The sequence below is a fragment of the Streptomyces sp. NPDC031466 genome (genome assembly GCF_055581265.1).
This window is the reverse complement of record NZ_JBVIJT010000007.1, coordinates 93,479-117,300: the sequence shown is the minus strand read 5'-3', so window position 1 is coordinate 117,300 and position 23,822 is coordinate 93,479. Positions and strand designations below refer to the sequence as shown.

Sequence of the window (23,822 nt, the reverse complement as noted above, 5' to 3'; positions counted from 1 at the left end):
AAGACAGACCTTGACTTGAACAGGCCAAGTGCACTATGCGACCCACGGATCCGCTATCCGGACACGGGTCACGCGCTCACCGTACGTTCGAACAAGCGCGCCGCACCGTCCACTTGATGGACGTCATGAACCCGTGCGCCCCCTATGCTCCGGCACCGTGGGTTAGGTCACGCTTACCGCCCGTTCCCGTCGGGCATGGAGCGTCATAGAGTCAATCGACGGTGCGCCACCACGCGGGACGGCACTTCCCAGGACGCCACCGGCGAGCACCCTTTGATTCGCGAAGATCGGTACCCACATCCGCATCCGCCCCCACGGCCAGAGCGTGGGGGGATCACTGCCGAGGACGGATCACGTCATGCCTCGTCCCATGCCACGTCCGACCACCGCACAGATCGCCTACGGTTCGGTGACCGTCGTCTTCTCCACGCTCGCCATGCTGCTGCTCTCCCAGACGGGTTCGGGAGTGGCCGGTGTCGCGGTGATAGCGGTGGCCGCGCTCGGCCTCGGCTTACTGGTGGCGATGACGGTGCCGGCGCCCGCACCGGAGACGCCCGTATCGGAGGCGCCCGCGCAGGAGGCGCCCGTATCGGAGGCGCCCGCCGGGGCCGCCGCCCCCGGACGCGTCCCCGCGCAGCGTGCCGTGCTCGCCGAGTCCGTACGCGAACCGGCGGGCCCGTGAGTCACGGGCCCGCCGGTCGTGGTGCCGTCGCACCGGGTGTGTTCCGTCAGGCGCTGACCACCACCGTCTTGGCGGCCTTGTCGTGCAGGCCCTGTTTGTAGGGCTTGTCGAAAAAGCTCCACCCGCCGCAGATCGCCGTCCAGATACAGGCGCAGCAGAACGCGAACGGCAGCCAGAGCACGGCCGCGCGGACGAGCGCGGACTGCGTGCTCGGGGTGGCGCCGTCGCCGAGGTTCGCGACGCGCATCCCGAGCAGCTTCTTGCCGAGCGTCTGCCCCGTCCTGGAGATCATGAAGGTGTCGTACGCGAGGTAGAGCACGGCGGCCAGCAGGGACTGGCCGAACGACCTGCCCGTGTTCACCTTGTCCGGGTCGACGTCGTACTCGGATGTGTTGAACAGCCAGGACAGCAGCCACACGACGATGCCCACGAGGACCATGTCGATGATGCGGGCGAGGACCCGCTTGCCGCTGTCGGCCAGCGGGGGCATACCGGCCAGCGGATCCTGCCCGCCGTACCCGCCAGGACCGCCGTATCCGCCGTATCCGCCGGGTCCGCCGGGTCCGCCGGGTCCGCCGGGTCCGCCGGGTCCGCCGCCGTAGGGGCCGCCGCCTCCTCCCCCGTACGGGCCGCCGCCGCCATAGGGGTCGCCGCCGTCGGGCGGGGGCGGGACGCCGTAGGGAGAGCCGCCAGGGCCCGGGGGCGTGTTCCCGTACGGGGCGCCGCCGCCCGGGGGCGGGGTGTCGTAGGGGGAGCCACCGCCCGGCGGGGGCTCACCCGGCGGCTGCTTCTTGAAGGGGTCGTCGTCCGGCGACGGGTTCCGCGGCGGTTCGGTGCTCATGGCCCGAGTCGACCGCGACCGCCCGGCCCGCGCATCCGGCGAGCGGCCGACCGGGTTACCCCGCGACGAACGTGCCCGCCGCCTTGTCGTGCCAGCACTGGCGCCACGGCTTGTCCACGAGGCACCACAGCACGCCGACGACACCGATCACCAGGAGCCCCGGCACGCTGTAGACGAGCCAGCGCCGCAGCGCCGCGCCGAACGTGGGCGTCTCGTGCTCCTCGATGTCCCGCACCTCGATGCCGCACACCCGCTTGCCCGGCGTGCGGCCCCACTTGGCGGTGGGCAGCACCTCGTACAGGACGCCGAAGAGGAGGATGACCGCGAGGACGATGCCGAGGCAGCCTGCGGTGGTGCCGTCGAGCAGCCAGACCGTGGTCTTCTCGCCCGACAGCTTCGCCGCGTCGATCTTGCTGTCGATGTGGTCGGCGGCCTTGGCGGCGAGCGGCAGCGCCGCCGCCCCGGTGACGGCGGCGAGGGCGACCGTGTCGATGAGCCGCGCCACCAGACGCCTGCCGAGCCCCGCGGGCCGGGCCGACGCCTGATTCCTCGCGAGCGCGAGGAACGGGTCCTCGACCACCGGCTTCCACGGCACGACCGGCTGTCCCTCGCCCTGCCGCGCCGGGTCCGGGGCGCCGCCCGCGAGCTGGTGCACCTGCTGCGCCCAGGAGGCCGAGCCACCGCCCGGCCCCGCGGTGACGGGCGACGCCGCACCGCCCTGCGGGGGCGCTGCGCCGGGCTGGGGGTGGGGGGTCTGCGGGGGCTGGTGTGGCGCCGGGGTCTGTGCCGGTGCGGAAACCTGCGGCGGCACCGAAGCCTGCGGCCGTGCGGGGGACTGCGGTGGTACCGAGGACTGCGGTGGTACGGGAGCCTGCGGTGGTACGGGAGCCTGCGCGGCGGCGCTCCGGTCGGGGTGGCGTTCCGAGGCGGGGCGGATGGCGCGGATCGCCATCGTGCCGTCGGTGCCGGTCGCGGGGGCGGGGATCCCGGCGGACTTCACCGGGCCCGTGGGGCGGCGGAACGTCACGGTGCCCTCGGCGGAGGCCGGCCTCGACGCACCGGAGTTCGGGGCGCCGGCCTCGGCGGTGGAGGCGTCGGACGTCGCGGCCCCCGGCTCCGCGGCGCGGCTCGTGCCCGTACCGGGACCGCTTGCGCCCCGCGCAGGGCCGGGCGCCGCTTCCGCCTGCCCGCGAGGCACCGCCTCGCCCGATACGCGCGGGTCGGCCCCGCCCGGTCCCGCGCCCCACGAGATCCGGCGCTCCTGCTCGCCGCCGAGCCCGGACTGGCGTGCGGCGTCGGCCTGCCAGGCGGACGCGGGCTCGGACCGCGCGCCCGGGTCCTCGTCGAAGAAGTGCGGCCCCGTCTCCTCCACCGGGGGCGCCACCGCGGTGCCCGCGCCGGGCGGGAGCGGCAGGGGTTCGCCGTCGGACGGCGCGGGGCGGCTCGTACCGGGCACCCAGGCGGCGCCGTTCCAGTACCGGACGTAGCCGGGAATGGACGGGTCGGGGTAATAGCCTTCGCGGGGCCGCTCGTCGCCTGGGGCCGGAGTTGGGGCGCTCATGTCCGTCGTCCCGTATCTGCTCGGGGGTCGTGTGAGGGCTCCACATCTATCAGACCTCCGCGGGTCACCGGGCGGCTCCCGCCCCACGGACCACTTTCCGGGCACGCTTCCCCCACTTTCCCCGCGAGGCCCCCGCTCCCCGCGGTGGCCTCTTGGCAGTCGCCCGTGCAAGACACCGGAAGAAAATCCCGCGAACCCGCGTAATGCTCCGGGGGCCACGCGCTCTCCACTCGTACGGGTCCGCTCCCCGGGCCCTCCGAGGAAAGGAAGCGCACCGACATGCACTCCGTGGTGGAACGCGAGCTCGAACTCAAGCTGATCCTCTCGCCGGAGCGGATCGTCCCCGTCCCGGCCCGGCTCACCTACCGCACCGACGACCCCTACGCCGTCCACATCGCCTTCCACATCGGCTCGCAGAACCCCGTGCTGTGGACGTTCGCCCGCGAGCTGCTGGTGGAGGGGGTGTTCAGGCCGTGCGGTCACGGGGACGTGCGCGTCTGGCCGACGAAGACGGACGGCCGCGGCGTGGTGCTGATGGAGCTCAGCTCACCGGACGGCGAGGCCCTCCTGGAGGCCCCCGCCGGCGCCGTGTCCGCCTGGCTGGAGCGGGCGTTGCGGGTGGTCCCGCCGGGCTCGGAGAGCGATCGGCTGGGCATCGACGACGGCCTCACCGAGCTGCTGGCGCCCACCGGGGGCCGGGTGGACGAGCTGTGGCCGCGCGAGTCGTGGCCCGCGGACGATTCCCAGGACGGTGAGTGAGCCGTGCGGCCACGGGGGCGCCTTCGCGCGGGGTTCTGCGGGGGACGGGTCAGAACAGCTTGCCGGGGTTGAGGAGCGAGTGCGGGTCGAAGGCCGCCTTGACGGCCCGCTGCATCTCCACCCCCACCGGCCCGATCTCGCGTGCCAGCCACTCCTTCTTGAGGACGCCGACGCCGTGCTCGCCGGTGATGGTGCCGCCGAGTTCGAGGCCGAGGGCCATGATCTCGTCGAAGGACTCGCGGGCGCGCCGCGCCTCGTCGGGGTCCGCCGCGTCGAAGCAGACGGTGGGGTGCGTGTTGCCGTCGCCCGCGTGCGCGCAGACCCCGATGGTCAGGCCGTACTTCTCGGCGACGCGCTCCACGCCGGCGAGCATGTCCGCGAGCCGGGAGCGCGGCACGCACACGTCGTCGATCATCGTGGTGCCCTTGACGGCTTCGAGCGCGGTGAGCGACAAGCGCCTGGCCTGGAGGAGGAGTTCGGACTCGGCGGTGTCCTCGGCCGGGACCACCTGGGTGGCGCCCGCGGCCTCGCAGAGCGCGCCGACGGCGGCGAGGTCGGCCGCCGGGTCCGGGGTGTCGAAGGCGGCGAGCAGGAGGGCCTCGGTGGTCTCGGGCAGGCCCATGTGCGCGAGGGCGTTCACGGCCTTCACGGTCGTACGGTCCATGAGTTCGAGCAGCGACGGGACGTGCCCGCCTTCCATGATCTTGCAGACGGCGTCGCAGGCGTCCCGCGAGGAGGCGAACTCCGCGGCGAGGACCAGCTGCCGGGGCGGCCGGGGGCGCAGCGCGAGGACGGCGCGGACGACGATGCCGAGGCTGCCCTCGGAGCCGACGAACAGGCGGGTGAGGTCGTAGCCGGCGACGCCCTTGGCGGTGCGGCGGCCGGTGCTCATCAGGCGGCCGTCGGCGAGGACGACGTCGAGGCCGAGGACGTACTCGGCGGTGACGCCGTACTTCACGCAGCACAGGCCGCCGGAGGCGGTGCCGATGTTCCCGCCGATGGTGCACATCTCCCAACTGGAGGGATCCGGCGGGTAGTACAGGCCGTGTTCGCCGACCGCGCGGGACAGCGTGGCGTTGACGACGCCCGGTTCGACGACGGCGATCCGGTCGACGGGGCTGATCTCCAGGATGCGGTCCATCTTGACCAGGGACAGCACGATGCAGCCCTCGCTGGCGTTGGCGGCGCCGGACAGGCCGGTGCGGGCGCCCTGCGGCACCACGGGGACGCGCAGCTCGGTGGCGGTGCGCATGACGTGCTGGACCTGCTCGACGGTGCGCGGCAGGACCACGACGGCGGGGGTGCCCGCCGCGCAGAAGCTCGCCATGTCGTGGGCGTACGCGGAGGTGACGTCCGGATCGGTGAGGACCGCCTCGGCGGGCAGTCCCTCCTGGAGCAGTGCGACGAGGGTGCGGCTCATGATCACAGCCTCGCACCCGGGGCCATCGGTGTGAACCCGTGTGCGACGCCTTCGGCGCGCCGGGATGTGATCTTCGTATTGACGCACAGTGAACGTCATGAAGTCCTACCGGTCCCGGTCCTCCCTGACGCCTTCCACGTCCCTCATGGAGCCCGCGAGGCCGCCCGGGAGACCTTCGTCGCTGCGGCGCGCGCTGGTCGCCTCGGCGGTGGGGGCCGTGGTGCTCGGCGCCGCCCACGCGCTGGTGCCGCTGGACGACGAGGAGGCGGCGCCGCGCGCGCTCGGGCCCGCGGGGCGCGCGCAGCTGGCCGTGGGGGCGGGGGCGCCGGCCGCGCTGCCGGATCTGACGGCACTCATCCGGGAGCGTGAGGCGCATCTGCGGGCGCACCCCGGCGACGACCACTCCTGGGCGGTGCTCGGCTCGGCGTATGTGGCGCGGGGGCTGCGTACGGCGGACTTCGCGTCGTATCCGAAGGCCGAACAGGCACTGCGGACCTCGCTCAAGGTGCGGCCCGTCGGCAACGCGGAGGCCCTGACGGGGCTCGCCGCCCTGGCGAACGCCCGGCACGACTTCCGGGCGGCCCGCGGGTGGGGCGAGCAGGCGGTGCGGCAGGCGCCGGGGCGGTGGACGGCGTATCCCCCGCTGATCGAGGCCTACACCGGGCTCGGCGACGCGAAGGCGGTCGGCAAGGCCCTGGACTCCCTGCGGAAGCTGGGCTCCGGTGCCTGGGTCAGGTCGCGCACCGGTCAGGTCTACCGCGACCGCGGCTGGCGCGAGGACGCCAACACCGCCCTGACCGACGCGGTGGCGCTCGCCGAGAGCCCCGCGGAGAAGGCGGCGTGCCTGCACCGCGTCGGGGAGCTGGCCTGGGAGCGCGGCGAACCGGCGCAGGCGCTGCGCTACTTCGACGCGGCGCTCGCCGCCGACCGGGACCACCACGCGTCACTGGCGGGCCGGGGCCGCGCGCTCGCGGCGCTCGGCCGCACCTCCGAGGCACTCCAGGCCTACCGCTCGGCGCTGGCCAGGCAGCCGCTGCCGGAGTACGCCCTGGAGCTGGGCGAGCTGTACGAGTCGCTGAGGCTGCGGCCGGCCGCGCGCGCCCAGTACGACATGCTGCGGGCGCGTGTGAAGCAGGAGGGCGCGGGCGGCGTGAACAACGAGCGGGTCCTCGGCTTGTTCGAGGCGGACCACGGCGACGCGGACGCGGCGGTGAAGCGGCTGACGGCGGAGTACAAGCGGCACGGCGGCCCGCAGACGGCGGACGCGCTCGGCTGGGCGCTGCACCGGGCCGGCGACGGCGAGGCGGGTCTGAAGCTCGCCACCAAGGCGATGGAGAAGGGTCCGCGCAGCGCGCTGTTCGCCTACCACCGGGGGGAGATCGAGCGGCAGCTCGGCGACTACGGGGCCGCGCGGCGGCACATCGGGGAGGCGCTGCGGATCAACCCGTACTTCTCGCCGCTCGCCGTGCCCGAGGCGAAGGACGCCCTGGAGGCGCTGGGCGAGCCGCCGGAGGGCGGCCCGGCGCAGATGTACGCGCCGGCCGACGCGCCTCCGCCACCGCCGCTCCCGAGCCCGCCGGCGCGGCGGACGGCGCCTCGCGGGACGTCGGCGGGGGCCTCCTAGGCGTCAGCGGGCCGCTGGGTCCGGGGCGGGCGGCGGGCCCCAGGGGGCTTCCAGGGCCGTCCGCAGGGCGCCGGCCAGGTCGTCGCCGATGCGTTCGGCGAGCTGTTCCTCCAGGCGGGCGAGGGCGGCCTTGGCCTGGAGGTGCGCGTGTGCGCCGGCCGCGGTGCGCCTGATCAGGCGTTGCCGGGCGGAGGCGGGGTCGGGGCCCTGTTCGAGGACGCCGGCGGCGACGAGGCCGTGCACGGCCTGGTGGGCGGTCTGGCGGGTGACGCCCATGCGCCGGGCGAGCTCGGAGACGGTGGTGCCCTCGTCGTCCAGCACCGAGCAGAGCTGCACCTGGGTCGGGGAGACGGGGGCGGCCCCGGCGGCGGCCATGGCCGCGGCGAGCCCCTCCTCGAACCAGCGACGGGCCTCGCCGAGGAGTTGGGACAGGTCGCGCTGGGTGGACGGCATGGCTTCCTCACAGATGTGCTCACCGGCTTGCTCACCGGCACCCGGCAATGTCAGGCTACCTGACATTCCGTCGGTCCCGACTCCTCCGGAGCATTCCATGACCATCGAGTACGCCACGCGCCACCGGTCCGCCTCCCGCATCCCCGCGGACCCCGGCAAGCCCTACTTCATCGAGAAGGGCGAGGGCGACCGCGCCCATCTGTTCGGCGACCTGATCACCGTCTACGCGGGCGGCGAGCAGACCGAGAACACCTTCAACTTCTTCACCGTGGAGGGCCCCAAGGGCGACCTCATCCCCGCCCACCTGCACGCCGACACCCACGAGGTCTTCTACGTCACCCAGGGCGCCGTCCGCCTCTTCGTCGAGGACACCGAGGGCGAGCAGCAGGAGAAGCTGCTCACCCCCGGCGACTTCGGCTTCGTACCGAAGAACTGCACGCACGCCTACCGCATGGAGCGCCACCACAGCCAGGTCGTCGGCGTCGCCGCGGGCCCCGGCGGCACCTTCGAGCGGTTCTTCGAGAACCTCGGCACGCCCACCGGGCAGCACGGCCTTCCGCACCAGCCGCTCATCCCCGAGCCCCACAAGTGGGGCACCGTCCCCGAGCGGTACGACGTGACCTTCCTGCCCGACCACCAGTGGCGCACCCGGTGACCGGGTGCGCCGGAGCGGCGTCGGCCAGAGCGGCGGCTAGAGGTTGCCCCGCTTCTCCTGCTCCCGCTCGATCGCCTCGAACAGCGCCTTGAAGTTGCCCTTGCCGAAGCCCATCGAGCCGTGCCGCTCGATCATCTCGAAGAACACCGTCGGCCGGTCCTGGACCGGCTTGGTGAAGATCTGCAGGAGGTAGCCGTCCTCGTCGCGGTCGACGAGGATCTTCAGCTCGCGCAGGGTCTCCACGGGCACCCGGGTCTCCCCGGCCCACTCCCCCAGCGTGTCGTAGTACGAGTCCGGGGTGTCCAGGAACTGCACGCCGGCCGCGCGCATCGTGCGGACGGACTCCACGATGTCGTTCGTGGCGAGCGCGATGTGCTGGACGCCCGCGCCGCCGTAGAACTCCAGGTACTCGTCGATCTGCGACTTCTTCTTGGCGATGGCGGGCTCGTTGATCGGGAACTTCACCTTCAGCGTCCCGTCGGCCACCACCTTCGACATCAGCGCGCTGTACTCGGTCGCGATGTCGTCGCCCACGAACTCTTTCATGTTCGTGAAGCCCATGACCTTGTTGTAGAAGGCGACCCACTCGTTCATCCTGCCGAGTTCCACGTTGCCCACGCAGTGGTCGATCGCCTGGAAGGTCCGCTTGGCCGGCGGCTCCACGAGCGGCTTCGCGGCGACGAAACCGGGCAGGTAGGGGCCGTCGTAGTCGACGCGCTCCACCAGCGTGTGGCGGGTCTTGCCGTAGGTGGCGATGGCGGCGAGGACGACCTTGCCGTTCTCGTCCTTCTCCTCGTACGGCTCGGTGATCCCGCGCGCGCCGTGGGCGACGGCGTACGCGTACGCGGCACGGGCGTCCGGCACCTCGATGGCGAGGTCCACGACGCCGTCGCCGTGCTCGGCCACGTGGGAGGCGAGGAAGTGGCCCCGCTCGGTGGAGGCCTTGATGACGGAGGTGAGGACGAAGCGGGCGGCGCCGTTCGTCAGCACGTAACTGGCGGTCTCGCGGCTGCCGTTCTCCGGTCCGGAGTAGGCCACGAGCGTCATTCCGAAGGCGGTGGAGTAGTAGTGCGCGGCCTGCTTGGCGTTGCCCACGGCGAAGACGACCGCGTCCATTCCCTTGACCGGGAAGGGATCGGCCTCACGCGCGGTGTCGGGGGTGGGGTGGGTGCTGGTCTCAGTCATGAGTTGAGGCTCCACCCGATTGACAAGGTGCGCAATAGTTTGCGTTTTCAGTGGTCAGATTGCCCAGTGGAAGGCCAGGATGAGCGGGCTATCTGTACATCATGACCATCCGGGAGGCCGCATGGCGATCGATCATCTGGACGGCAGACTCATCGTGCTCCTGGCGCGTGAGCCGCGTATCGGGGTTCTTGAGGCCTCCCGCAGGCTGGGCGTGGCGCGTGGCACGGTGCAGGCGCGGATGGACCGACTGCAGTCCAACGGGGTCATCCGGGGCTTCGGCCCCGAGGTCGATCCCGCCGCGCTCGGCTACCCGGTCACGGCGTTCGCGACACTGGAGATCAAACAGGGCCAGGGCGCGGACGTGCGGGCCCATTTGACGACCGTCGCCGAGGTGCTCGAACTGCACACCATCACCGGCCACGGCGACATGCTCTGCCGCCTCGTGGCCCGCTCGAACGCCGATCTCCAGCGGGTGATCGACCGGGTGGTGGGTTTCACCGGCATCGTCCGCGCCTCCACGGCGATCGTCATGGAAAACCCCGTTCCGCTACGGATCATCCCCCTGGTGGAACAGGCTTCCGAGGATCCTTGAGCACAGGCCGGCGGGCCGGGTTGGGTTGGTCAGCAGTTCGGGACGGCGGTGCCCTTGGCGAGGGAGCGCAGGGACTCGACCGTTCCCTTCAGGGTCGTGACCGGGACGAGGCGCAGGCCCTTGGGGCGGTTCGCCCGGGCGTCGGCGCACTCGGCCTTCGGGACCAGGAAGACCGTCGCGCCGTCGCGCCGTGCGGCCCGCGTCTTCAGGGCGACGCCGCCGACCGGGCCGACCTCGCCGGAGGCGGTGATCGTGCCGGTGCCCGCGATGTCACGGCCGCCCGTGAGGTCGGCGCCGCTGCCGTCGCCGTCCAGTTTGTCGATGATGCCGAGCGAGAGGAACAGCCCGGCGCTCGGGCCGCCGATCGCGCCGAGGTCGGCCTTGACGTTCACCTTGCCGGTGCCGTTGAAGCCGTTCGCCTTCAGGTAGCCGAGCGCCGCCTTGGTGGCCGCGTCCTGCGACTTCCTCATGTCCCCGAGGTTGTGCTCGCGGACTTCCTTCACGTTGTCGCCGGTCGGGTAGACGGAGTCCTTCGGCATCACCGCCCGGTCGCTGCGGAACCAGCCGTCGACCACGTCACCGAGCCGCACGTCCATCTGCGGCCCCGTCGCGACGATCGTCGTCATGCGCAGGGCGCCCTTCGTCTCCCGCGTGGGCACGCCGGTGATGGTGAGGACCGGCTCGCCCTCGTACTTCCCCAGCACGTTCGCCGTCCCCCCGGGCTGCGCCACGGCGAACGGCAGCGGCGCGAGCCCCGCCACGGCGAGCAGCGCCGCGACGGGCAGCGCGCAGACGAGGAGGACCTGGGGGCGCGTGAAACGAGGCAGGGAGAAGACCACGGGATCAATCTAACGTGACGTCCGGGGCGACCTGGAGCCGCCGAGCCCGTCCGGCGTTCGAGGACGAGCCCGGCGCAGCCGGCGACGGACCCCGCCCAAGCTCAGCGCAGCGCGTCCGCGACCTCCCGCGCCGCGTCCACCACCCGCGGCCCCACCCGCTCCGGCACGGAGTCCGCCAGCATCACCACGCCCACACTGCCCTCGATGCCGGTCACCCCGACCAGGGGGGCCGCGGCGCCGCTCGCCCCGGCCTCCAGCTCACCGTGGGTGAGCGCGTATCCGGGGTCGGTCGCCAGCCCCTGCCGGGCGGCCAGGATGGCGCGGCCCGCGGCACCCCGGTCCAGGGGGTGCCGGAATCCGGTGCGGTACGCGACGTGGTAGTCCGTCCAGGTGGGCTCGACCACCGCCACCGCGAGGGCCTCCGTGCCGTCGACGAGCGTCAGGTGCGCCGTGGCCCCTATGTCCTCGGCGAGCGAGCGCAGCGCGGGCAGCGCGGCCTCGCGGACCAGCGGATGCACCTGCCGGCCGAGCCGCAGCACGCCGAGCCCGACGCGGGCACGCCCACCGAGGTCCCGTCGTACGAGCGCGTGCTGTTCGAGGGTGGCGAGCAGGCGGTACACGACCGTGCGGTTCACGCCGAGCTTGTTGGACAGCTCGGTGACCGTCAGGCCATGGTCGGTGTCGGCCAGCAGCTTGAGGACGCGCAGTCCTCGGTCCAGCGTCTGGGATGTCTCCGCGGTCACGACGCCCACTCCTTTGGTGAGGGTCGGCGACCTCCTTACGCGGCGGTTGCGCCGCCGGTCCCGTGGGCGACGCGCGTCAGAGGCCGCCGGTCGGAACACCGGCTGCGCTCCGCGGCGGCGCTGCCACGGGGCGTGTGCGTGTGCGGGGACAGTAGCGAGGCCGTCCCGCTGAGCGGAAGAGTTCGTCCAGAATCCGGGCATCGGGAGGTCCACGGCGCCCCCATTGCCCCGTTACGCGGGGCGCGAGGGCAGGCGTGCGCACGCCCTGCGCACAACCCCTCCCCACCCGGAACGCCCCGCTCCCGCCGGGCGGCTGGGCGCCGCGGGGGCTCACTTCATGCGGGTGGCCCACTCCTGGACCTTCTCGATGCGCTGGCGCAACTGCCCCGCCGTGGCCTCCGCGCTCGGCGGCCCGCCGCAGGTGCGCCGCAGCTCGGTGTGGATCACGCCGTGCGGCTTCCCGCTCTGGTGGACGTAGGCGCCGACCATCGTGTTGAGCTGCTTCCGCAGCCCGAGCAGCTCCTTGTGGGAGACCACGGGACGGCGCTCGGCGGGCAGCTCCAGGAGGTCGGCCTCCTCGTCGGGCTTCTTCCTGCTGTGCGCGATCTGCCGGGCCTGCCGCTTCTGGAGCAGCATCTGCACCTGGTCCGGTTCGAGGAGGCCGGGGATGCCCAGATAGTCCTGCTCCTCCTCGCTGCCCGGGTGCGCCTGCATGCCGAACTCGGCGCCGTCGAACAGCACCCGGTCGAAGACGGCCTCGGACTCCAGCGCCTCGAAGGAGAACTGCTCCTGTTCGCCGGTGTCCTCGTCCTGCTCCTTGTTCGCCTCGTCCATCTCCTTCTCGGACTCGGCGTAGGGGTCCTCCTCGCCCTCCTTCTTGGGCTTGTCGAGGGCGTGGTCGCGCTCGACCTCCATCTCGTTGGCGAAGGTGAGCAGGTCGGGCACGGTGGGCAGGAAGACGGAGGCGGTCTCGCCGCGCCGCCTGGACCGTACGAAACGGCCGACGGCCTGCGCGAAGAAGAGCGGGGTGGAGATGGTGGTCGCGTACACGCCGACCGCCAGACGCGGCACGTCGACGCCCTCGGACACCATGCGGACGGCGACCATCCACCGGTCGGTGCTCGCGCTGAAGTCGTCGATGCGCTGGGAGGCACCGGTGTCGTCGGAGAGGACGACCGTGGCCTTGGTCCCGGTGATCTCGCGGATCAGCTTGGCGTAGGCGCGGGCGGAGTCCTGGTCGGAGGCGATGACGAGCCCGCCCGCGTCCGGGATGGCCTTCCTGACCTCGGTGAGCCGCTTGTCGGCGGCCCTGAGCACGTTCGGCATCCAGTCGCCCCGGGGGTCCAGGGCGGTGCGCCAGGCCTGCGAGACGGCGTCCTTGGTCATCGGCTCGCCGAGCCGGGCCGCGATCTCGTCCCCTGCCTTGGTGCGCCACCGCATGTTGCCCGAGTACGACAGGAAGATCACGGGCCGCACGACGCCGTCGCCGAGGGCGCTGCCGTAGCCGTAGGTGTAGTCGGCGGCGGAGCGCCGGATGCCGTCGTTGCCCTCCTCGTACGTGACGAAGGGGATCGGGTTGGTGTCGGAGCGGAACGGCGTACCGGTCAGCGCCAGGCGCCGCGTCGCCGGCTCGAACGCCTCCAGGCAGGCCTCACCCCACGACTTCGAGTCACCGGCGTGGTGGATCTCGTCCAGGATGACGAGCGTCTTGCGCTGCTCGGAGCGGTTGCGGTGCAGCATCGGCCGCACGCCGACGCCCGCGTACGTGACGGCGACGCCCTGGTACTCCTTGCTGAGCGGCCCCGCGCTGTACTCCGGGTCCAGCTTGATGCCGATCCGGGCGGCCGCCTCCGCCCACTGCTTCTTCAGGTGCTCGGTGGGGGCCACCACGGTGACCTGCTGCACGACGTGGTGGTGCAGCAGCCAGGACGCGAGCGTGAGCGCGAACGTCGTCTTGCCGGCGCCGGGGGTGGCGACGGCCAGGAAGTCTCGCGGCTGCTCCTGGAGGTACCGCTCCATCGCCCCCTGCTGCCAGGCACGCAGCTTGTTGGCGGTGCCCCAGGGGGCGCGGCCGGGGAAGGCGGGCGAGAGGTGGTGGGAGGAGTTGGCGGCGGCGCTGGTGGTAGTCACGGTCTCCGGGTTTTTACGGCTCGGGTACGTACGACAACCGGGCCACCTTACCGGTGATGGATCGGGGTGCCGGTGAGATCGGGGCGGGGGCCGGGGCGGGTGCGACGGGACTCACACGGACGTCTTCGGTCGCCCGGCACCGTCAAAGACCCCGGCCGACCGAAGGCACCGCCCGAACCGCACCCGGTTCCGCGTCACACGACGGTCGGCGGTCCGCTCCCCCGACGCGGAAGCCTTGCCCGTCCGACCGACCCTGGTCACCGTGACGGGCATTGCCTACGCTGAGCCGCGTCGGCAGAGCGGGAGCGGGGAGAGGCGTGGATCCAGAGATCGTCACCGTCGCGGGGGTGGCCGGCACCACCCTGGTGAGCGCGTTGACCACCGACGCGTGGCAGCACGCGCGCGACGGCGTCATCGCCCTGTGGCGCCGCTTCCGCCCCGAGGGTGCCGACGCCGTGACGCGGGACCTCGACGAGGCCCGCACGACCCTGCTGGCCGCCGCCGGCACACCGCAGGACGAGGTGACGGCGCAGGCCCTGCGCCTGGCCTGGCAGGGGCAGGTGATGGCCGTACTGCTGTCCAACCCGGAGGCCGTCGACGCCGTGCGCACGCTGCTCGCCCGGATCTCCCCGCCGCGGGAGCACGAGGCGGGCGTCCAGATGCACGCCACCGCCCAGGACCACGGCCGGGTCTACCAGGCCGGCCGCGACCAGCACATCACCGAGGGGTGACGCCGGTGCGCCCGGACGGCGGGAACCCGCCCCGCTTCCACGGGGAGGCCGACGGCGGCGGACGCGTGTACCAGTCGGGGCGCGACCAGCACGTGACGGAGAACCACTTCCACCTCCCGGCGCCACCACCCGCCCCCACGACCGGGGGCATGGGCATGGGGGCCGGCGCGGACACCGACCGCAGAGGATTCATCCAGCGCGTCGGCGGCCTCGCGGGCGCCCTCGTCACGGACGGCGTCAGCAGGAGCGGCAGCCAGCTCAGGATCGACCCCGCGCTCATCGGGTCACTCGCGACGCTGCGCCGCTCCCTGGTCGCCTCCGAACGCTCCCTCGGCCCGGCCCAGGTGCCGCCGAGGTGCGCTGGAGCGCGGAGTTCGAGGCGTTCGCGCGGCGCGTGGAGTTCGCCCGTTCGTGAACGGGGTGTGGCGGTCCCGTTGCGGGGGCGGCCGTTTCCTTGAGGAGGCCGTCGCCGGCGTCTACGTTCAAGGGGTCGGGTTCGCACACCGGAGCCCGGTGCACGGCCGTGTGCCCGAGTGGCTGAGGGGCTGGACTGCAAATCCAGTAACGCGGGTTCGATTCCCGCCACGGCCTCCACGACGGAGTCAGGCGATCCGCGCGTCCTCAAGGCGCGCCAGGATCGCGTCCACCGTCTCCCCCACCGAGAGGTCCGAGCTGTCCAGCCACAGGCCGAGGCGCGGGGTGGTCTCGCGCAGGCCCGTGTCCAGGTCCCGGACCGTCCACGCGCCGTAGCCCGTCTTGCCGCGTCCGGCCTCCCGGGCGGCGACCGCCTCGGGGCGCGGGGCGAGGACGACCACGTACACGGGGCGGGTGCGCAGCAGTTCGACGTACGTCCGCAACGACGGCCCCAGGATGACGTCCTGGACGACGGCCGTGAAGCCGGCAGCCGCGTACGCGTCGGCGGTGGACGCCGACAGGCCGTACCGCAGGCGCAGTTGCGCCTCGGCCTCTCCCCCGGCCCCCGGCTCGAACTCCACGCCGCCCGAGACGATCATCCGCCGGTAGACGTCGCCCCGCACATGCGCGGACTTCGGCAGCCGCTCGGCCAACGCCTGGGCCACCGTGGACTTTCCGGCCGCCATGATGCCCGTGACGACGACGACACCGGTGGGGTCAGAGGTGGTCATGGCGCCCATGGTGCCACCGGGCCCCCGGGCGCCGCGAGGGATTACTGCGCCACCGCCGCCTGCGGGCGGATGGGCAGGCGGTTGACCGGGCGGCCCGTCGCCGCGCGGACCGCCGAGGCGACGGCCGCTGGGGAGGTGACGACCGGCACCGCGCCGGCCGCCTTCGCGCCGAAGGGGGCGACGACGTCCCGCTCCTCCACCAGCTTCACGATGCGGATGTCGGGGGTGTCCAGGGCCGTGGGCAGGGCGTAGCCGGTGAGGTCGGGGTGGCGGACGATGCCGCGCGGGGTGCGGAGGTTCTCCGTCAGCGCCGCGCCCACGCCCTGCGTGACGCCCGCCTCGATACGGGTCCGGAGCTGCGCCGGATTGAGGACGCGGCCCACGTCCTGGGCGACGGCCAGCTCGACGACCCGCACCGAGCCGATCTCGATGTCGACGTCCACCACCGCGCGGATCGCGCAGAACGCCATGCCCACGAAGGCGTCGCCCTGCCCGGCCTCGTCCAGCGGCTCCGTCGGATGCGGGCGGCACTGGGCCGTGGCCCACAGCTCCTTGCCCTCCAGCGCCTCGGTGACCGTCGTGGACAGCACACCGTCGTACGAGGTGATCTTGCCGTCGGTGATCTGGAGCAGCTCGGTGGACATGCCGAACTTGTGGGCCAGCGGCTGGAGCAGCTGGGTGCGGACCATCTTCGCCGCGCGCTCGACCGCGCCGCCGGACACCCAGGTGTGGCGGCCGCGGCAGCTCGGGCCCGCCGGGGGCTGGTCGGTGTCGACGGGCGCGACCCGCACGTCCTCGATGCCGAGGGTCTCCTGGACGATCTGACGGGCCAGCGTGGTGAAGCCCTGGCCGGTCTCGACGGCCGCGCAGATCACCGTGGCCATGCCGTCATGGACCTTCACGGTGGCGGTGGAGACCTCGTCCGTGCCCTCGGCGCCCAGGAGCTGGACCATGCCGAGGCCGTAGCCGACACCGCGCCGCACGGCGGCCGGCTCGCCCGCGCCCTCGGGGCCGCCGGGCAGCAGCCACTCGTCCTCGGGGGTGTCCTTGGGTAGCTCGGGCAGCGGGAAGTCCCGTACGGCGGCGAGGAGTTCGGCCACCGGGGCCGGGCACGTCACCGTCTGGCCCGTGGGCATGATGTCCCCGGTGGCCATGGCGTTGCGCAGCCGCAGCTCGGCCGGGTCGACCCCCAGCTTCTTGGCGATCTTGTCCATCTGGGCCTCGTACGCGGCGCACACCTGCATGGCGCCCTCGCCGCGGACGTGCCCGGAGGGCGGGTTGTTCGTACGGACCGCCCAGCCCTCGATGAAGGCGTTCGGCACGACGTAGGGGCCGCAGGCGAAGGAGACGGCGGCGGCCAGCGCCTCCGAGGAGGTGTCCGCGTAGGCGCCCGCGTCGAGCAGGATCTGCGCCTCCACCTTGACCAGGCGGCCCTCGGCGTCCGCGTGGTGGCGGTAGCGCAGCAGGGTGGGGTGGCGGTGGGCGTGGCCGAGGAAGGACTCCTCGCGGGTCGCGGTGATCTTGACGGGGCAGCCGGTGCGCAGCGCGAGCAGCCCGAGCGGGAGCTGGAAGCTCGCGTCCTCGCGGTCGGCGGTCGCACCCGGCACGCCGGTGACGACGACCTTCACCTGGTGCGGCGCCAGGCCGTAGCAGGCGGCGGCCCGGTCGCGGTCGGCGTGCGGGTCGGTGGAGGCGATGTACAGCTCCACCCCGCCGTCGGGGCGCGGCACGGCCAGGCCGGCCTCGGCGCCGATCGGCGCCGGGTCCTGGCGGCCGATGCGGTACAGGCCCTCGACGACGAGTTCGCCCGCCGCCTCCGGGTCGCCGTGGCGCAGCGGGATGTGGCGGATGAGGTTGCCGTCGGGGTGCAGCGGCTCGGCCTCGAAGGCCTTCTCGGGGTCGGTGACCGGTTCGAGCAGCTCGTACTCGACGATGACGGCGGCGGCGGCCATCCGGGCGGTGTCGGGGTGGTCGGCGGCCACGGCGGCGATGGCCTCGCCGTGGTGGCGTACGACGTCGGCGGCGAAGACCGGGCGGTCCGGCGTCCTGCGCCCGTGCAGCGCCTCGCCGGGCACGTCCTCGTGGGTGATGACGGCGCGTACGCCCGGCATCTGGAGCGCGTGACGGGTGTCGATGGAGACGATGCGCGCGTGGGCGTGCGGGGAGCGCAGGACCGCCGCCCACAGCAGGCCCTCGGCCCACAGGTCGGCGGCGTAGGGGAAGGTGCCCTCCGTCTTGGCCCGGGACTCCGCCGGCGGCAGGGACGCGCCGATGCCGTGCGGCAGCGGCTCGGGGCCCGGCGCGGCGGCGGGCGGCGTCACGGTGGTGGTCTCGTCGCTCACGCCTGGCCTCCGTCCTGGCCGAAGGGGCCCCGCGGCCCTTCGTACGGCCCGTCGTCGTACGCGCTCTGGTGGACGCCGCCCGCGCCCGGGGCCGCCTGGTGCGGGATGCGGGCCTCGTCGCCCTGCTCGGCGGCCGCCGCCGAGCTGTCGGCGGCGGCGCTCGCCTCGCGCTCGGCGACCACCTCGCGCACGGCGTCCAGGACACCGCGGTAGCCGGAGCAGCGGCAGAGGTTGCCGCACAGGGCGCGGCGGGTCTCCAGCTCGCTGGGGGCGGGGTTGCCCTCCAGGAGGTCGTGCACGGTCATGGCCATGCCCGGCACGCAGAACCCGCACTGCACGGCGCCGCACGCGGCGAGCGCGCGCTGCACGTCGGAGGGCTGCCCGTCGGTGGCCAGGCCCTCGACGGTGCGGATCTCGCTGCCCGCCGTGGTGGCGGCGGGCACCAGGCAGGACGCGACGAGCCTGCCGTCCACCTGGACGTTGCAGGCCCCGCACTCGCCCTGCGAACAACCGTCCTTGGCGCCCGCGAGACCGAGCCGCTCCCGCAGGACGTACAGCAGGGACTCGCCGATCCAGGCGTCGGTGACGGGACGGTCGGTGCCGTTCACGCGCAGCACGTAGGAGCCGAGGGGGTGGTCGTCGTGCAGGGGGTTTGGGGCGATGACGGGGGCGTCGGCGGTCTCGGTCGCCGCGTCGTCGTCCGGAGCGGCCTGCTCACCGCTCTCGGCGTCCGGCGCGGCGGCCTCGGCGGGCGCTTCAGCGGTCTCGGCCGCCGCGTCGGGCGCGTCCGCGTGATCCGGCCCGTCCACGGGCTCGGGGGCCGGGACCGGTCCGGGAGCGGCGACGGGCCCGAGGGCGATGGGCTCGGGGGTGACGGCCGGTTCGGCGGGCGCGTCCTCGGGGTGCTCCGAGGGCGCGGGCGTTTCCGGGGCGGTGGCGATGGCGCCGGGAGCCTCGTACGGGGCTTCGGGCGCCGCCTGTGCGGCCGGCTCCGTCGGCGCTGCGGGCTCGGCTTCCTGGGCCGCCTGCGGAGCGGCCTCGGCGAAGGGCTGGGGGAAGGCGTCGTCCAGGGCGCCGTCGGCCGGGGCGGCCTGCTCGGCGGACTCGAACTGCTCCGCCGGGTCCGACGCGTCGAGCACCGCCGCGATTTCCGCCGCCTCGGCGGCCTCGGCGGCCTCCTGCGCGGTCTCGACCATCTCCTGAACCGCCTCGGCGGCCAGCGCGGCCTCCGCGGCCTGCGCCGCCTCGATCCCCGACTGCCCGGCGGGCGGCACGCTGACCGCCCGCAGCAGCGTGGTGCGCTCGAACCCGCTCTCCCGCGGCTCCTGCGGGGCGGGTTCCGCGGCGGGCTGCTCCGGGGTCCCCTGGGGCTGCTCGCCCCAGGGCGCGCCGGCGCCCGCGCCCGTCGCCCACGGCGCGGGCGCGCCGCCCGGCAGGGTCGCCGGCGGCGTGCCGCCGCCGGGCCAGGAGGTCAGCTGCGTGCCGAAGGGGTAGCCACCGGCCTGCGCGGACGCCGTGTACTCGCCCGAGTCGTCCGGCAGTTCGCCCTCGGCGACCGGGATGGACCACTGCCCGGTGATGTCGGAGGAGGGCGCCGCGCCGGGGTGCGCGTAGGACTGCCCGTAACCCTGGCTGTGGCCCTGCTCGTAGCCCTGGTGGTCGTATCCCAGGGGCTCCGACTGCTCGTACCCCTGGTGCTCCGGCGGCTCGTAGCCCTGGTGCTCCAGGCGCTCCAGATGCTCCTGCTGCCCGTATCCCTGGCCCTGCCCGTAGGCCTGCGCCTCCACCGCTTCGGTGCCGGGGAAGCTCCACTGCCCGGTGGCGTCGTAGCCGCCCGTGGCCTCGGGGGGCATGACCCATGAGCCGGTGGCCGCCGGGTCGGTGGCGTCGGCGGTGGTCGGGGTGACCGTTATCTGCGGCGGCACATAGCCGTGCCCGGGCGCGGCGAGCGGGACGTCCAGCATGCCCTCGGGGAGCTGCACGAACGCCGTGGCGTCCGAGTCGTACTCACCCTGCGGGTGCGGCTGCCAGCCGCCGCCGTTGTCGGCGTTCCGGTCGTCGCTCACGACAGCGCCCTCCCCAGTGCTCGTCGGGCCAGCACGGCGACGGTGCGCCGCAGGTGCAGTACGCCGGGCGACAACGGCTGTTCGGTGCCGTCGGCCGCCGGGGGCTGGTCGGGGACGCAGGCGGCCCCCACGTACTCGCCGAAGGCGGTGACCGCCTCCGGCACGAGGCTGCCGCGCTCGCCGTCCCAGTCGATCAGCGAGGCGACCCACTGCTCGGCCTCCAGGGGCCGCAGCGGCATCGGCGCGATGGCGCCGACCGCGCACCGCACCCCGCGGCGCGCGGGGTCGAGGACCAGCGCGACGGACGCGGTGGCCCGGCCGGGGCCGGTGCGTCCGGTCGCCTTGAGGAAGACCTGGGGGGCGTGCAGCAGGGGCACGCGCACGAAGCCGATCAGCTCGCCGGGACGGAGCATCTCCACGCCCGCGAGCAGGTTCGCGACGGGGACCTCGCGGCGGGCCCCCCCGGGTCCGGCGATGATCAGGACGGCTTCGAGGGCGGCGAGCACGGGCAGCGCGTCGCCGGTCGGCGCGGCCGAGGCGATGTTGCCGCCGAGGGTGCCCGCGTTGCGGATCTGGGGCGGCCCCGCGGCGCGCGCGGCGGCGGCCAGGGCGGGGATCAGCGCGGCGAAGTCGGGGCGGCCCATGCGGGCGTGGGTGAGGCCGGCGCCGAGCAGGGCGTGCCCGTCCTGGTACTGCCAGCCGCGGATCTCGTTGATGCGGCCGAGGCCGACGAGGGCGGCGGGGCGCAGCTGTCCGGAGTTGACGGAGGCCATGAGGTCGGTGCCGCCGGCGACGGGCACGGCGGCGGGCATGGCGGCGAGTGCCGCCACGGCCTCGTCGAGCGTGGCGGGCAGCTTCACCGACCGCGGTGTCGCCGCCTGCGGTGCGTGCGTGCTCAAAACCGGCTGCCCCTTCCCGATGCCCGGCCGTGTACTTCACCTGCGTCACGTACGTGAAGTGCTCGCCGTCCGCGACGTGTCACCGTTACGCCTGTTCCGCCGTACGGTACGTGCTCCCCACCCGGACGTGGCAACTCTGGCACATCTTCCGCGGGGCCCGACGCGGGGGTCCGCTAGGAGGCATTCGTCCCCGGTCCAGGGGGATATGCCGTTTTCGCACGGCTTTTGGCGGCCCGGGGTGGGGGGCGCGGACCGCCGGGCCGGGCACGCGGGCAAGGGGCACGCGCCCGGCAGGATCTCACCGGAAGGGACCTCACACGATCGGGGGCGGCCCCTCGATCGGGCGGCCGAGGTCACTGTTCGTCAGCCCTTCGGGGGCCGGCCGCCGCTGCCAGGGCAACGGGCCGCCCGGCGGGCGGTAGTGGACGCCGAGGGCGTCGAGTCGCGCGTAGTGGGCCTCCATGCGGCGGCCGAAGTCGGCGAAGTCGCGTTCGGCGGGCGCGGGGAGGCGGCGCCAGGCGACCTCGCAGAAGGCGGCGAGGCGGGGGAAGACCTGGTAGTCGACGCGTTCCTGGTTCTCCATCACCTCGGTCCAGACGTTGGCCTGGGTGCCGATGACGTGCGCGGCCTCCTCTTCGGTGAGTTCGGCGGGGACCGGCTCGAAGCGGTAGACGTCCTCCAGGGTGCGGACGAACCCGATGGGCATCGGCTCGTCGGGGCCGCCGTCCTGCCGGTGGTCCAAGTACACGTGCTGCTCGGGGCACATGATGACGTCGTGGCCGGACCGGGCGGCGGCGATCCCGCCGCGGTAGCCGCGCCAGGAGGAGACGGTGGCGCCCTCGGCGAGGCCGCCCTCCAGGATCTCGTCCCAGCCGACGAGCCGCCGCCCGCGGGCCGTGAGCCAGGCGTCGAAGTGCCGGATGAACCAGCTCTGCAGCCCGTCCTCACCCTCGACGCCCAGCTCCTCGATCCGGGCTTGCGCGGCCGGCGAGGCCTTCCACTGGACCTTGGGGCACTCGTCGCCGCCGACGTGGATGTACGGGGACGGGAAGAGTTCGAGGACTTCCTCGAAGACGCCTTCGTAGAAACGGAGTACGTCCTCGGTGGGGGCCAGCACGTTCGGGCTGACGCCCCAGGTGTCCCAGACCGTCAGCGCGCCCGTGTCGACCACGTCGGTGTTGCCGAGGTGTGGGTAGGCGCTGATCGCGGCCTGCGAGTGGCCCGGGATGTCGATCTCGGGGACGACGGTGATGTGCAGGGAGTCGGCGTACGCGACGATCTCGCGGATGTCGTCCTGCGTGTAGAAGCCGCCGTGCGGGCGCTCCTCCCACAGCGGCGAGTTGCGGTGGCCCCACTTGGAGCGGGCCCGCCACGCGCCGGTCTCCGTGAGCTTCGGGTGGCGCTTGATCTCCACGCGCCAGCCCTGGTCGTCGGTGAGGTGGAAGTGGAAGACGTTGAGCTTGTGGGCGGCGAGCAGGTCGAGGTAGCGCAGGACGCCGTCCTTCGGCGTGAAGTGCCGGGAGACGTCGAGCATCATGCCGCGCCAGCCGAAGCGGGGCGCGTCCTCCACGACGGCGGCGGGCAGCGGGTGCCGGGCGCCGGGCCGCAGTTGAGCGCGCCGGAAGGCGTCGGGTCCAAAGAGCTGACGGAGCGTCTGGGCGCCCCAGAAGACACCGGCGGCCGCGCCGCCGCGGATCTCGACGCGGCTGTCGTCGACCGTGATCCGGTAGGCCTCCGGCTCCAGGGAGGCGTCGATGAGCAGGGAAACGGAGTCGCCCGCGCCCTCGGCGCCGGGGGGCAGCGGCAGGCCGAGGGCGGCGCCGAGCGTGGCGCGCAGCCAGCGCTCGGTGGACTCGGTGCCGGGGCCCGCCCACAGGGTGGTGGCCACTCCGGCGGTGAAGGGGGAACCAGGCACGGCCTCGGCGCGTGCGGGCGCCGGGATGAGGTCGGCGAGCGGCGCGAAGCGCCTTCCATCAGGGCGGTGGTGGGCGACGGGTGGGCGCTCAAGAGTCATGCGACGCAAGGCTGTCACGCGATCGCAGCACGCAAAAGGGGCGTTGCGGCACGCGCAACGCCCCTTCGGCGAGGGGTCTCCGGGTGGCCCCGGAGGGGAGGGAGGAGGGGGGCTACTTCTTGCCGCCGTCCTTGCCGCCCTTGTCCTTGTCGCCGCCGGCGCCCATGGACTCGTAGATCTCCTTGCACATGGGACAGACGGGGTACTTCTTCGGGTCGCGGCCGGGGACCCACACCTTGCCGCAGAGCGCGACGACGGGCGTGCCGTCGAGCGCGCTCGCCATGATCTTGTCCTTCTGGACGTAGTGCGCATAGCGCTCGTGGTCGCCGTCACCGTGCGACACCTGCGGCGTCGGCTCTACGAGGGTCCCCGTACCTGCCCCGCGCTCGGGCTCGGGCTCAAGAGTGCTCATAAGGGCCAAGGGTACTCACGCGCGCCGCGTCCGGGCAGCGGCCGCCGCCCCGAGCCCGTCGCCGGCACACCGGCGGGGCTCCGCACGACGAGCCGGGCGGAGCGCTTCCTCGGTCAGTTGAGCGAGGGGTCGTCCGGATAGGTGGCGACCATCGCCAGCTCGCTGCGCTGGCGTCTGAGCACCGCGCGCCACAGCCGCTCCGGGTCGGGCGAGGAGACGTCCCCCGGCTCGGACTCGACCACGTACCAGGCGCCGTCCGCCAGCTCGTTCTCCAGCTGGCCGGGCCCCCATCCGGAGTACCCGGCGAAGATCCGCAGGCTGCCGAGCGCCGGGGAGAGCAGCTCCGGCGGGGCCTCCAGGTCGACGAGGCCGATCGCGCCGTGCACCCGGCGAAAGCCCACGGGGTCGACGCGGCCGGTGCGGTAGCGGATGCCCGACGGCGTGCCCTCCTCGCCGGGGATCACCGCGACGCCGAGCGCCGAGTCCAGCGAGACGGGGCCGCCCTGGAAGACGACGCCCGGCGCACCGGCCAGCGCGCCCCAGCCCTCCAGGATGTCGGCCACGTCCACGGGCGTCGGGCGGTTCAGGACCACGCCGAGCGAGCCCTCCTCGTCGTGGTCGAGGAGCAGCACCACCGCGCGGTCGAAATGGGGGTCCGCCAGGGCCGGCGTGGCCACGAGCAGCCGCCCTGTGAGCGAGGACACCTCGGTCATGGTCCACATGATCCCG

The 23,822-nt window shown here is 73.7% G+C and carries 22 protein-coding genes and 1 tRNA gene; 8 read left to right on the top strand and 15 right to left on the bottom strand.

The features are described 5' to 3' along the window. The first annotated feature begins 370 nt into the window (after positions 1 to 370). Positions 371 to 682 carry a hypothetical protein gene (locus ACZ5GP_RS18455; protein ID WP_468751857.1) on the top strand — a complete coding sequence of 104 codons (312 nt, stop codon included), beginning with the start codon at positions 371 to 373 and terminating at the stop codon, positions 680 to 682. 46 nt (positions 683 to 728) lie between these two features. Here ACZ5GP_RS18455 and ACZ5GP_RS18450 read toward each other — a convergent pair whose 3' ends face one another. Both ACZ5GP_RS18450 and ACZ5GP_RS18445 read right to left on the bottom strand, forming a co-directional pair. Continuing rightward, on the bottom strand, positions 729 to 1,523 hold the full coding sequence (locus ACZ5GP_RS18450) for an RDD family protein (RefSeq protein WP_468751856.1): 795 nt from the start codon (positions 1,521 to 1,523) through the stop codon (positions 729 to 731). 55 nt (positions 1,524 to 1,578) lie between these two features. After that, positions 1,579 to 3,084 carry an RDD family protein gene (locus ACZ5GP_RS18445; protein WP_468751855.1) on the bottom strand — a complete coding sequence of 502 codons (1,506 nt, stop codon included), beginning with the start codon at positions 3,082 to 3,084 and terminating at the stop codon, positions 1,579 to 1,581. Between the two features lie 279 nt (positions 3,085 to 3,363). Here ACZ5GP_RS18445 and ACZ5GP_RS18440 point away from each other — a divergent pair, with 279 nt between their 5' ends. Next, positions 3,364 to 3,843, top strand: a complete 480-nt coding sequence (locus tag ACZ5GP_RS18440) for an SsgA family sporulation/cell division regulator (RefSeq protein ID WP_468751854.1) — start codon at positions 3,364 to 3,366, stop codon at positions 3,841 to 3,843. A gap of 49 nt (positions 3,844 to 3,892) precedes the next feature. Here ACZ5GP_RS18440 and ACZ5GP_RS18435 read toward each other — a convergent pair whose 3' ends face one another. Further along, a complete protein-coding gene (locus tag ACZ5GP_RS18435) occupies positions 3,893 to 5,263 on the bottom strand; it encodes an FAD-binding oxidoreductase (protein ID WP_468751853.1) in 1,371 nt (456 codons plus the stop codon). Between the two features lie 97 nt (positions 5,264 to 5,360). Between ACZ5GP_RS18435 and ACZ5GP_RS18430 the strand changes: the two genes are divergently transcribed. After that, a complete protein-coding gene (locus ACZ5GP_RS18430) occupies positions 5,361 to 6,887 on the top strand; it encodes a tetratricopeptide repeat protein (protein WP_468751852.1) in 1,527 nt (508 codons plus the stop codon). A 3-nt stretch (positions 6,888 to 6,890) separates the two neighbouring features. Here ACZ5GP_RS18430 and ACZ5GP_RS18425 read toward each other — a convergent pair whose 3' ends face one another. Further along, positions 6,891 to 7,340 (bottom strand): MarR family winged helix-turn-helix transcriptional regulator, encoded by a 450-nt coding sequence (locus ACZ5GP_RS18425; protein WP_468751851.1) that lies wholly within the window; start codon positions 7,338 to 7,340, stop codon positions 6,891 to 6,893. 97 nt (positions 7,341 to 7,437) lie between these two features. Between ACZ5GP_RS18425 and ACZ5GP_RS18420 the strand changes: the two genes are divergently transcribed. Continuing rightward, positions 7,438 to 7,995 carry a quercetin 2,3-dioxygenase gene (locus tag ACZ5GP_RS18420; RefSeq protein ID WP_468751850.1) on the top strand — a complete coding sequence of 186 codons (558 nt, stop codon included), beginning with the start codon at positions 7,438 to 7,440 and terminating at the stop codon, positions 7,993 to 7,995. 36 nt (positions 7,996 to 8,031) lie between these two features. Here ACZ5GP_RS18420 and hppD read toward each other — a convergent pair whose 3' ends face one another. Next, a complete protein-coding gene (gene hppD / locus ACZ5GP_RS18415) occupies positions 8,032 to 9,180 on the bottom strand; it encodes a 4-hydroxyphenylpyruvate dioxygenase (protein ID WP_468751849.1) in 1,149 nt (382 codons plus the stop codon). Positions 9,181 to 9,301: 121 nt separating this feature from the next. Here hppD and ACZ5GP_RS18410 point away from each other — a divergent pair, with 121 nt between their 5' ends. Continuing rightward, a complete protein-coding gene (locus tag ACZ5GP_RS18410) occupies positions 9,302 to 9,772 on the top strand; it encodes an Lrp/AsnC family transcriptional regulator (protein WP_468751848.1) in 471 nt (156 codons plus the stop codon). Positions 9,773 to 9,801: 29 nt separating this feature from the next. Here the strand turns inward: ACZ5GP_RS18410 and ACZ5GP_RS18405 are convergent, their stop codons facing one another. From ACZ5GP_RS18405 to ACZ5GP_RS18395, 3 genes are all read right to left on the bottom strand, one after another. Beyond that, on the bottom strand, positions 9,802 to 10,611 hold the full coding sequence (locus tag ACZ5GP_RS18405) for a S16 family serine protease (protein ID WP_468751847.1): 810 nt from the start codon (positions 10,609 to 10,611) through the stop codon (positions 9,802 to 9,804). A 101-nt stretch (positions 10,612 to 10,712) separates the two neighbouring features. Next, positions 10,713 to 11,354 (bottom strand): helix-turn-helix domain-containing protein, encoded by a 642-nt coding sequence (locus ACZ5GP_RS18400; RefSeq protein WP_160505296.1) that lies wholly within the window; start codon positions 11,352 to 11,354, stop codon positions 10,713 to 10,715. Between the two features lie 330 nt (positions 11,355 to 11,684). Beyond that, positions 11,685 to 13,484, bottom strand: coding sequence for a DEAD/DEAH box helicase (locus tag ACZ5GP_RS18395; RefSeq protein ID WP_361076257.1), 1,800 nt, complete (start codon positions 13,482 to 13,484; stop codon positions 11,685 to 11,687). A gap of 317 nt (positions 13,485 to 13,801) precedes the next feature. Between ACZ5GP_RS18395 and ACZ5GP_RS18390 the strand changes: the two genes are divergently transcribed. From ACZ5GP_RS18390 to ACZ5GP_RS18380, 3 genes are all read left to right on the top strand, one after another. Further along, positions 13,802 to 14,215: a hypothetical protein gene (locus ACZ5GP_RS18390; RefSeq protein WP_468751846.1), complete on the top strand. Its 414-nt coding sequence runs from the start codon at positions 13,802 to 13,804 to the stop codon at positions 14,213 to 14,215. Then, the gene (locus tag ACZ5GP_RS18385) at positions 14,212 to 14,673 is read left to right on the top strand and encodes a hypothetical protein (RefSeq protein WP_468751845.1); all 462 of its coding nucleotides are present in this window, start codon (positions 14,212 to 14,214) and stop codon (positions 14,671 to 14,673) included. The genes ACZ5GP_RS18390 and ACZ5GP_RS18385 overlap by 4 nt, the downstream gene beginning before the upstream one ends. 61 nt (positions 14,674 to 14,734) lie before the next feature. After that, positions 14,735 to 14,809: transfer RNA gene (locus tag ACZ5GP_RS18380), tRNA-Cys, on the top strand. Between the two features lie 8 nt (positions 14,810 to 14,817). Here the strand turns inward: ACZ5GP_RS18380 and ACZ5GP_RS18375 are convergent. From ACZ5GP_RS18375 to ACZ5GP_RS18345, 7 genes are all read right to left on the bottom strand, one after another. Then, positions 14,818 to 15,369: an AAA family ATPase gene (locus tag ACZ5GP_RS18375; RefSeq protein ID WP_468751844.1), complete on the bottom strand. Its 552-nt coding sequence runs from the start codon at positions 15,367 to 15,369 to the stop codon at positions 14,818 to 14,820. A 32-nt stretch (positions 15,370 to 15,401) separates the two neighbouring features. Further along, positions 15,402 to 17,702 carry a xanthine dehydrogenase family protein molybdopterin-binding subunit gene (locus ACZ5GP_RS18370; protein ID WP_468751843.1) on the bottom strand — a complete coding sequence of 767 codons (2,301 nt, stop codon included), beginning with the start codon at positions 17,700 to 17,702 and terminating at the stop codon, positions 15,402 to 15,404. Further along, the gene (locus ACZ5GP_RS18365; RefSeq protein ID WP_468751842.1) at positions 17,699 to 19,768 is read right to left on the bottom strand and encodes a (2Fe-2S)-binding protein; all 2,070 of its coding nucleotides are present in this window, start codon (positions 19,766 to 19,768) and stop codon (positions 17,699 to 17,701) included. The genes ACZ5GP_RS18370 and ACZ5GP_RS18365 overlap by 4 nt, the downstream gene beginning before the upstream one ends. Next, on the bottom strand, positions 19,765 to 20,667 hold the full coding sequence (locus tag ACZ5GP_RS18360; protein WP_468751841.1) for an FAD binding domain-containing protein: 903 nt from the start codon (positions 20,665 to 20,667) through the stop codon (positions 19,765 to 19,767). Before ACZ5GP_RS18360 ends, ACZ5GP_RS18365 begins: the two co-directional genes overlap by 4 nt. A 313-nt stretch (positions 20,668 to 20,980) precedes the next feature. After that, positions 20,981 to 22,681, bottom strand: a complete 1,701-nt coding sequence (locus ACZ5GP_RS18355) for a beta-N-acetylhexosaminidase (RefSeq protein WP_468751840.1) — start codon at positions 22,679 to 22,681, stop codon at positions 20,981 to 20,983. 112 nt (positions 22,682 to 22,793) lie between these two features. Next, positions 22,794 to 23,093, bottom strand: coding sequence for a DUF3039 domain-containing protein (locus ACZ5GP_RS18350; protein WP_037825937.1), 300 nt, complete (start codon positions 23,091 to 23,093; stop codon positions 22,794 to 22,796). A 113-nt stretch (positions 23,094 to 23,206) separates the two neighbouring features. Beyond that, the gene (locus ACZ5GP_RS18345; RefSeq protein ID WP_468751839.1) at positions 23,207 to 23,806 is read right to left on the bottom strand and encodes a YqgE/AlgH family protein; all 600 of its coding nucleotides are present in this window, start codon (positions 23,804 to 23,806) and stop codon (positions 23,207 to 23,209) included. Positions 23,807 to 23,822: the final 16 nt, after the last annotated feature.